Source organism: Corynebacterium sp. c8Ua_99, assembly GCF_039907185.1.
Lineage (GTDB): Bacteria > Actinomycetota > Actinomycetes > Mycobacteriales > Mycobacteriaceae > Corynebacterium > Corynebacterium jeikeium_D.
Genome location: NZ_JASBOG010000009.1, coordinates 101,904 through 109,553 on the forward strand (window position 1 = coordinate 101,904; position 7,650 = coordinate 109,553).

Below are 7,650 nucleotides of genomic sequence, written 5' to 3' on the forward strand. Positions count from 1 at the left end.
CAGTTCGCCGATTCAGCAGGAGGATACCCACAATGGCTCATGAGCGCGCCGGGCAATTGGCCCAGCCATCCGACCTTATCGATGTCGCGGAACTGGTCACTGCTTACTACACAAAGCACCCGGACCCGAATAACCCCGACCAGAAGGTCGTCTTCGGTACTTCCGGTCACCGCGGTTCCTCCCTCGACGGCGCTTTCAACGAAGACCACATTCACGCCACTACTCAGGCAATCGTGGATTACCGCAAGGGCCAGGGCATTGAAGGTCCGCTCTACGTCGGTCGCGATACCCACGGCCTGTCCGAGCCGGCAATGATTTCCGCCCTCGAGGTGCTCACGGCCAACGGCATCACCGTGATGGTTGACGCTCAGGATCGCTACACGCCGACTCCGGCAGTCAGCCACGCGATTCTGACGTACAACCGCGACGTGGAGGGAGGTCCGACGGGGAGTAGCGCCGCGCGTGCCGACGGCATCGTGATTACCCCTTCCCACAATCCGCCACGGGATGGTGGTTTTAAGTACAACCCGCCGACCGGTGGTCCGGCGGACGCGGATGCGACGGACTGGATTGCAGCTCGTGCTAATGAATACTTGGCTAAGGGCCTGGATGGGGTTAAGCGCCAGCTGGTGGATAAGGCCGGAGACCTCGTCGTAAAGCACGACTACCTCAACGCATACGTGTCGGACCTGCCGAATGTTGTCAACCTCGACGCCATCCGTGATGCCGGCGTGCGTATCGGCGCCGACCCAATGGGTGGTGCGTCGGTGGATTACTGGGGCGCAATTGGCGATGCGCATAACCTAAACCTGACCGTGGTCAATCCGCTGGTTGATGCGACCTGGCGTTTTATGACGCTGGATACAGACGGCAAGATTCGTATGGACTGCTCCTCGCCGAATGCGATGGCGTCCCTGATTGGTAACCGCGATAAGTTCGACATCTCCACCGGCAATGACGCGGACTCCGATCGCCACGGAATTGTGACACCGGACGCGGGTCTGATGAACCCGAACCACTACCTGGCCGTTGCCATTGACTACCTCTTCGCGCACCGTCCGGGCTGGTCGCAGGAGACCGCGGTCGGTAAGACGCTGGTGTCTTCGTCGATGATTGACCGCGTCGTTGCCAATTTGGGCCGCAAGCTCGTGGAAGTTCCAGTCGGCTTCAAGTGGTTCGTCCCGGGTCTGCTCGGCGGCACCATCGGCTTCGGCGGTGAAGAATCCGCTGGTGCATCGTTCCTGCGTCACGACGGCACTGTGTGGTCTACCGATAAGGACGGCATCATCCTGGACCTCCTGGCCAGCGAGATCAAGGCTGTGACCGAGAAGACTCCATCGCAGCTCTACGCAGAACTCGCCGATAAGTACGGTGCCCCGGCTTACGCCCGCACCGATGCGGACGCAACCCGTGAGCAGAAGGCAATCCTGAAGAAGCTCTCGCCGGAGCAGGTCAAGGCCGACACCCTGGCAGGGGAGACCATTACAGCCAAACTGACTGAAGCACCGGGCAACGGCGCTGCGATTGGTGGCCTCAAGGTGGTTACGGAGAACGCTTGGTTCGCGGCGCGTCCGTCGGGCACTGAAGATAAGTACAAGATCTACGCGGAGTCCTTCAAAGGCGCGGATCACCTGGCACAGGTTCAGGCTGAGGCGCAGGACGTGGTCTCGGCAGTCCTGAACGGGTAATCGGTAACCATTGGGCTAGCTGTAAACAGTTAGCCTGTACTAACATTTCTGTGTATGAAGAATTTCGTAGGCGTGGTGGCACGATTCGGCCTGGCTGCAGTTTGGTTGTACTCGGGTCTTATCAAACTGCTGAACCCGCTGGAATCGCGTCAGGCAGTTCAAGCTTATGAGCTGCTGCCGAGCGATTTGGTGCCGATGGTAGCGGTTGCGCTGCCCGCTTTCGAAGTCATCCTTGGACTCCTGCTGGTATTGGGGCTTTTCCTGCGCCCGGTAGCGGTGTTGTCTGGCGCGCTCTTGCTGGTGTTTATCGGCGGCATTATCTCGGCGTGGGCGCGCGGCCTGCAGATTGACTGCGGTTGCTTTGGTGGCGGTGGCTACGACGAGAACGCTGACGCGGTTTCATATCTAAAGTCAATCGCCCGAGACATCGGTTTTCTGGCCTTGGCTGTATTTGTGTACGTGTGGCCGTGGAAGAAGTTTGCCATTTACGCCTAGTCCGCTGGCTAGAGGGGAAGCCTAGGGGATAGGCCAGGGGAATGGGGCAAGGTGATGGGGCCTAGCGATGCGGCCTAACAACCATTTCCGTTTTCTCAGGCGCAATTGTGTCATTGGCAAGAAAACACCGCTATCGTAAGCGGTGTGAGTCAGAAGATTAAGAATCCAAATGAAAAGGGCAGTGGCTTCGTCGTCGGCCTGATTGCTCTTCTTGCTGTCGTTGCAGTTGTTATTGGTGGCGTTATCTACATCGGCCGGTCGCAGCCGATTGAGGGACTGCCAGATGAGGACGTCGACTTCTCCGTCGCACTCGACGGCGATGTCATCCGACTGAGCAAGGACGGCGCCGAAGGGGCTAAAACAGCCACGATTTTTGAGGACTACTCGTGCCACTACTGTGCTCAGATGAGCGAAGAGGGCCACGATGATGAGCTCAAGGCGCTAAACGACGGCAAGCTTGTCGCTGAATACCGCACGCTGAACTTCCTGGATGGTCAGGAGAAGGAGCAGCGTGACGGTCACTCCACTCGCGTCTTCGCGGTTGCCCGCAAGATTGCTGAGACCGGTGATGCTCGCGCATATTGGAACTTCCGCACGATGATGATGGCTGACCAGCAGAACTCTGTCACGTGGAGCGATGATGAGTTGGCTGACCGTCTGGAGCAGCTCGGTGTTGCTGACGAAATTGTCAGCGAAGTCCGTTCCGGCATCGACACCACCGAGGCTAAGGCAAGCGCAAATGCCAACTTCGATGACCTTGAGAAGCGCTTGGGCAAGGTTTCCTCACCGCACGTCTTTGTCGATGGCAAGGATATTCTGGAGAACATTTCCGGTGATGGCGGACTGGGGCAGTGGGTCAAGGTGGCCCTGCGCTAGGTTCCGTGCACGCTCACACGATTCATCTTCAGTTCATGTTCGGCAGATCCACTCTGGGGCACTCGGCGAATACGTAAAAGAGTGTTCTACATGCGGATTTGGTGATACATGACAGTGCCATGTAGCCTTTGAGGAGTCCACAGCGGAGGGTGAAAGCCACTTCGATGTTGATTCTGGGGCTATGGCGCAGCTGGTAGCGCACCACACTGGCAGTGTGGGGGTCACGGGTTCGAGTCCCGTTAGCTCCACCAGTAGAAAAACCCTCGGTCGTTATGACCGGGGGTTTTCTTGTATCTGCCCCTGGGTAGTGTGCTCGCCGTTTACCTCAATGATTGGTAATCCGTATGGCTGTAGCAACTTTGTCTGAACGGTGGAATACTGGGGGTATGGCACACAACGACTCCGTTATTCAGAAACTGTCCACCGAAGAATCCCTTGAGCTGCTGGCTACGCAGACTTTTGGGCGACTGGTTGTTCGTCGTAAAGACGATATGGATCTTTTCCCACTGAACTACGTCGTTCATGAGGGGAACATTTACTTCCGCACTGCCGAGGGGTCGAAGCTCTTTACTGTTTCTCTGAACCACGATGTTCTTTTTGAGGCCGACTTTGTTGACAAGGATGCTCAGAAGGCCTGGTCGGTCATCGTTAAGGGGGACGCAGAGGTTCTCACCTCCCGCGCTGATATTAACGCTGCAGATGAGCTGCCGCTGAAGCCCTGGCTGCCGACGTTGAAGTACAACTACGTGCGCATTACCCCGAACGATGTTTCGGGTCGCCATTTCCACCTCGGTGAGGAGCCGAATCGCTACGAAGTGTAGCGGTGGCATATGGCACTTTTGCTTTACGACGGTGGGGGATCCGTCGTGAAGCAAAGCTTGTAGCGTGCAAAGGCAGCTTTTAGTGACTGAGCACCGCCGTTAGCTGTTTTTTTAAAAATTGTTGGGTTAAATTACCCAAAATCGCCCTAAGTGAGATTCAACCCGTTACAGTCGCAAATGTGACGTGCACCATAGAATCGACCGATGGGGTGCCAGCGCAGCCCGATGTGCGCAGGCAGTCCCCACGTATGCAGAAGATCGTAGATGAAGCGCGCGCGATGCTGCGCGAATCGGGCTGGAGTGCTATCAGCATGCGCCGCCTAGCGGCGCGGCTCGATGTGAAGGCGCCATCGCTGTACAAGCACATCAGCGGCAAAGAAGAGCTCCTTCAGCTGCTGCTGACCGAGAGCCTCGAGAATCTGGGCAAGCGTATTCATGCTGCCATTGATGAGGAATGCACTTCGGCGTCTCTGCTGCAGGCGTACCGCCAGGCAGTTCTCGACGATCCGCATGGTTACCGGCTGATGAGTCGCACTAATTTCGTGAATGTCGTCTCGCCTTCGTCGTTGGATGCCTGGATTCGTGATGCATTCATTAAGGTTGCCGGCGATGAGCCTAAGGGATTGGCCATGTGGGCGTTCGCCCACGGTTTGGTGACCGCCGAGCTCGTCCAGGATGGTTCACCTGCGCTGGAACCCAGCGCTGAAGCCGGTGCGGCAGACAGCTTGGCCGCAGTTGGGGCTATTTGGGACGCTGGCGCGGAGGCCTTCTCTTAAGGGGTTTGCTGCTCTGTCCGGGACGCTGGATCGGTGGCCCGGGGCAGTAGCCTAGCGCCACCAGGAATCGGCCGGTCCGGGAGGGACGGCTCGCTTGTGCCGGGAAATGGAGTAGAGATACTCGATTCGCGCGGCATCCTCATCTGAGACGGCCTTGCCTTCGAGGTAGTCGTCGATGGCGGTATAGGTCACCCCGAGTGCAACTTCGTCGGGAAGCGCAGGGCGATCTTCTTCCAGGTCGGCCGTCGGCACCTTCTCCCACGTACTGGCTGGTGCGCCGAGGTGACGGAGTAAGGCCGCGCCCTGGCGCTTGCTCAGCCCCTGCAGCGGAACGAGGTCGCAGGCGCCGTCGCCGTGCTTGGTGTAGAAGCCGGTGACAGCCTCCGCGGCGTGATCTGTGCCGATGACCAAAGCGCCGTCAACACCCGCCACTGCGTACTGGGCAATCATGCGCATGCGGGCCTTAATATTTCCCTTGTTGAAGTCGCTGATAGCGCTGCCGGCCAGGGCATCGGTGACCTGGGCGGTCATCGCGGCGGTGGCCGGTTCGATATCGATAGTTAGCCTTTGGTCAGGTTGAATGAATTGCAGTGCCACCTGTGCGTCGTCCTCATCGGCCTGCACGCCGTGGGGGAGGCGAATGGCAATGAAGGTGGCGTCCTCGCCGCCGTCGCGAAGCTTTTCGACGGCCAACTGCGCTAGACGTCCGGCTAGCGTGGAATCTTGACCGCCGGAAATTCCGAGCACGAATCCCTTGGCGTGCGCGGCGCGGAAATAATCGCAGAGAAAATCGACTCGGCGGCTGATTTCCTCGGCGGCATTGATGGTGGGCTGGACGTGGAGGTCGTTAATAATCTCCGACTGGAGGGGGTGTGGGAAATCCTGTGTGCCTACTGGTGTCATGAGCCTCACTCTACCGCTAGTTCAGGACGGGAAAAGGGATGATTTTCCTGCCAGAAGAGTGCCAAAACTCTCATCTTTATCGAGTAAGTGCTGTTCGGATAGGGGGTCTTTGGCCGGACGGTGGCAAGATTTCCAGCGTGAGTACAACCGAACAGAATAAGACTGGACCGAACCGGGAAACCACCACAACTCGGTCGATAGCCGTGGCTATCATCGCCGCTCTGGGCGGCCTCCTCTTTGGTTACGACACCGGTGTCATCTCGGGCGCGCTGCTGTATATCCAGCGCTCTTTTGAGCTGACTCCAGGACAGGAGTCCACTGTCACCGCCATGCTCTTGGTCGGTGCGGCTATCGGTGCGTTCCTGGGCGGTCGCGTAGCGGACTCCCTGGGGCGCCGTGGCACCATCCTGCTCGGAGCGGTCGGCTTCATCATCGGCAGTATCTGGTGTGCTTTCGCTACTAGTGCGTTTTCGCTGGGTGCTGCGCGTACTTTGCTCGGCGTCTGTATCGGTGGTGTTTCCATCGTCGTACCGATGTACATCTCCGAAATGGCACCACCGCATGTGCGTGGACGCCTGGTCAGCCTGAACTCGCTGATGATCGTGATTGGTCAGCTGGTGGCGTTCCTCACCAACTCCGCCCTAGCCTCCTCCGGTAACTGGCGACTCATGCTTGGACTCGGCGCTGTCCCCGGCATCGTGCTGCTCATCGGCATGCTGGTTCTGCCGGACACTCCGGCCTACCTCGTCCGTCGAGGACAGGAGGGCAAGGCGCTGGCCGTGCTGCGTCAGATGCAGGGAGATGAGGCGACCCTGGCTGAGGTTGCCGTTGATGAGGCGTCGTCAAGCGCCGATCAGCGTGCAGCCGAGCGCCTTGCCGTGAAAACCCCGTGGGTGCGACGCACCGTCATTATTGCGATGCTCATTGGTGTGACGCAACAGGTCACGGGCGCGAACGCGATTATGTATTTCGCGCCGACGATGATGAACAAGGTTGGCTTGTCGACGGAAAGCTCTGTCTATACCTCCATCATCATCGGTATCGCCTCGGTGATTTCGTGTGCAATTGGTATGAGCATCATTGACCGCGTTGGTCGTCGGCGAATGCTGATTATCGGTTTGGTGGGCTGTGCAAGCTCGCTGCTCGTGCTGGCGCCCGTCTATGGTTTGTCGAGTAACTCTTCGACGGGTGCCATGATGTCGCTTCTGCTGATGACCGTATTTATCGTGTTTCAGCAGGCGGCTGTGTCGGTGGCGACCTGGCTCCTGATTTCCGAGATCATCCCGACAGAGGCTCGTGGCCTGGGTATGGGGCTGGCAGGGCTCGCGCTATGGGTTGCGAATTGGTTTGTGGCGCAGGCTTTTCTTCCGATGGTGGATGCTGTCGGTGGTGCGTGGTCGTTCTTCTTCTTTGCCATTACGGGCGCAATTGCGCTGGTATTCACCATCAAGGCGGTGCCGGAGACCTCAGGTAAGACGCTTGCCGAGGTCCGCGAGTACATGATTGCCGCTGCCAAGTAGAGAAGTGGAAGCAGTTGCAACGTGGGGAGTCGCGATCTTGGGGTTGCCCGTCAAAGAACATGTTTCCCCCGGATTTTTGGAGTTATTCCGCTTATTAGGTAGTATGGCAACTCGTGTCGTAACGCATCCTCTTTGATATTTCTTCGGATTATCAGGAAGGGTGCGTTGCCAGGCAGTCACTGGGGTGATTGTCCGGGGAGAGTGCAGTGTGCACATTCCCGTTTCGGAGCCGAGTAGAAAGGAGCGCCCGAATGAAGGTCCGCAAGTCCCTTCGGTCGCTGAAGAACAAGCCGGGCGCTCAGGTCGTGCGCCGTCGTGGCAAGGTCTACGTGATCAACAAGAAGGAGCCGCGCTTCAAGGCCCGTCAGGGCTAAGCCTTATTTAGGCTAGCGCGAAGCAAATAGCTTCCTCATTTATTGCCAAAACCGCAATCTGAAGTCGCAGTTTTACTGTGGCCAAAGGTTGCGGTTTTTGGTTTTTGGAGGAGGTAGGTTCAGGCGGTGACAGCGTTTATGGCTGGGGGCGGTGGGGCGATGGAAGTTACTGACTGCGTTTATGTCAAAATTGGCCC

The 7,650-nt window shown here is 57.9% G+C and carries 8 protein-coding genes and 1 tRNA gene; 8 read left to right on the forward strand and 1 reads right to left on the reverse strand.

Annotated features, from left to right (window positions below):
* The first annotated feature begins 32 nt into the window (after positions 1 to 32).
* The 6 genes from pgm (at position 33) to QKE19_RS06965 (ending at position 4,656) form a co-directional block, all read left to right on the forward strand.
* Positions 33 to 1,688 (forward strand): phosphoglucomutase (alpha-D-glucose-1,6-bisphosphate-dependent), encoded by a 1,656-nt coding sequence (pgm, locus tag QKE19_RS06940; protein WP_048733320.1) that lies wholly within the window; start codon positions 33 to 35, stop codon positions 1,686 to 1,688.
* Between the two features lie 54 nt (positions 1,689 to 1,742).
* Positions 1,743 to 2,183: a MauE/DoxX family redox-associated membrane protein gene (locus QKE19_RS06945; RefSeq protein WP_048733317.1), complete on the forward strand. Its 441-nt coding sequence runs from the start codon at positions 1,743 to 1,745 to the stop codon at positions 2,181 to 2,183.
* Positions 2,184 to 2,327: 144 nt separating this feature from the next.
* A complete protein-coding gene (locus QKE19_RS06950; RefSeq protein ID WP_070429782.1) occupies positions 2,328 to 3,059 on the forward strand; it encodes a thioredoxin domain-containing protein in 732 nt (243 codons plus the stop codon).
* Positions 3,060 to 3,234: 175 nt separating this feature from the next.
* Positions 3,235 to 3,310 (forward strand) — tRNA-Ala (locus QKE19_RS06955).
* 135 nt (positions 3,311 to 3,445) lie between these two features.
* Entirely contained in the window at positions 3,446 to 3,880 is a 435-nt protein-coding gene (locus QKE19_RS06960) for a pyridoxamine 5'-phosphate oxidase family protein (RefSeq protein ID WP_070545787.1), read from the forward strand.
* Positions 3,881 to 4,059: 179 nt separating this feature from the next.
* Entirely contained in the window at positions 4,060 to 4,656 is a 597-nt protein-coding gene (locus QKE19_RS06965; RefSeq protein WP_224784081.1) for a TetR/AcrR family transcriptional regulator, read from the forward strand.
* A 51-nt stretch (positions 4,657 to 4,707) separates the two neighbouring features.
* Here QKE19_RS06965 and nadE read toward each other — a convergent pair whose 3' ends face one another.
* The gene (nadE, locus tag QKE19_RS06970) at positions 4,708 to 5,559 is read right to left on the reverse strand and encodes an ammonia-dependent NAD(+) synthetase (RefSeq protein ID WP_070545790.1); all 852 of its coding nucleotides are present in this window, start codon (positions 5,557 to 5,559) and stop codon (positions 4,708 to 4,710) included.
* 38 nt (positions 5,560 to 5,597) lie between these two features.
* Between nadE and QKE19_RS06975 the strand changes: the two genes are divergently transcribed.
* Together QKE19_RS06975 and ykgO are read left to right on the forward strand one after the other, a co-directional pair.
* Entirely contained in the window at positions 5,598 to 7,079 is a 1,482-nt protein-coding gene (locus QKE19_RS06975; RefSeq protein ID WP_141744329.1) for a sugar porter family MFS transporter, read from the forward strand.
* Positions 7,080 to 7,330: 251 nt separating this feature from the next.
* Complete coding sequence (ykgO, locus tag QKE19_RS06980; protein ID WP_005511141.1) at positions 7,331 to 7,453, forward strand: type B 50S ribosomal protein L36; 123 nt, start codon at positions 7,331 to 7,333, stop codon at positions 7,451 to 7,453.
* The last annotated feature ends 197 nt before the right edge of the window (positions 7,454 to 7,650 follow it).

Excerpts from the sequence above, each read along its gene's own strand:
- pgm (WP_048733320.1), top strand. The coding sequence starts at position 33 with ATGGCTCATGAGCGCGCCGGGCAATTGGCCCAGCCATCCGACCTTATC.
- ykgO (WP_005511141.1), top strand. The coding sequence starts at position 7,331 with ATGAAGGTCCGCAAGTCCCTTCGGTCGCTGAAGAACAAGCCGGGCGCT.
- nadE (WP_070545790.1), bottom strand. The coding sequence starts at position 5,559 with ATGACACCAGTAGGCACACAGGATTTCCCACACCCCCTCCAGTCGGAG.
- QKE19_RS06945 (WP_048733317.1), top strand. The coding sequence starts at position 1,743 with ATGAAGAATTTCGTAGGCGTGGTGGCACGATTCGGCCTGGCTGCAGTT.
- QKE19_RS06960 (WP_070545787.1), top strand. The coding sequence starts at position 3,446 with ATGGCACACAACGACTCCGTTATTCAGAAACTGTCCACCGAAGAATCC.
- QKE19_RS06975 (WP_141744329.1), top strand. The coding sequence starts at position 5,598 with ATGATTTTCCTGCCAGAAGAGTGCCAAAACTCTCATCTTTATCGAGTA.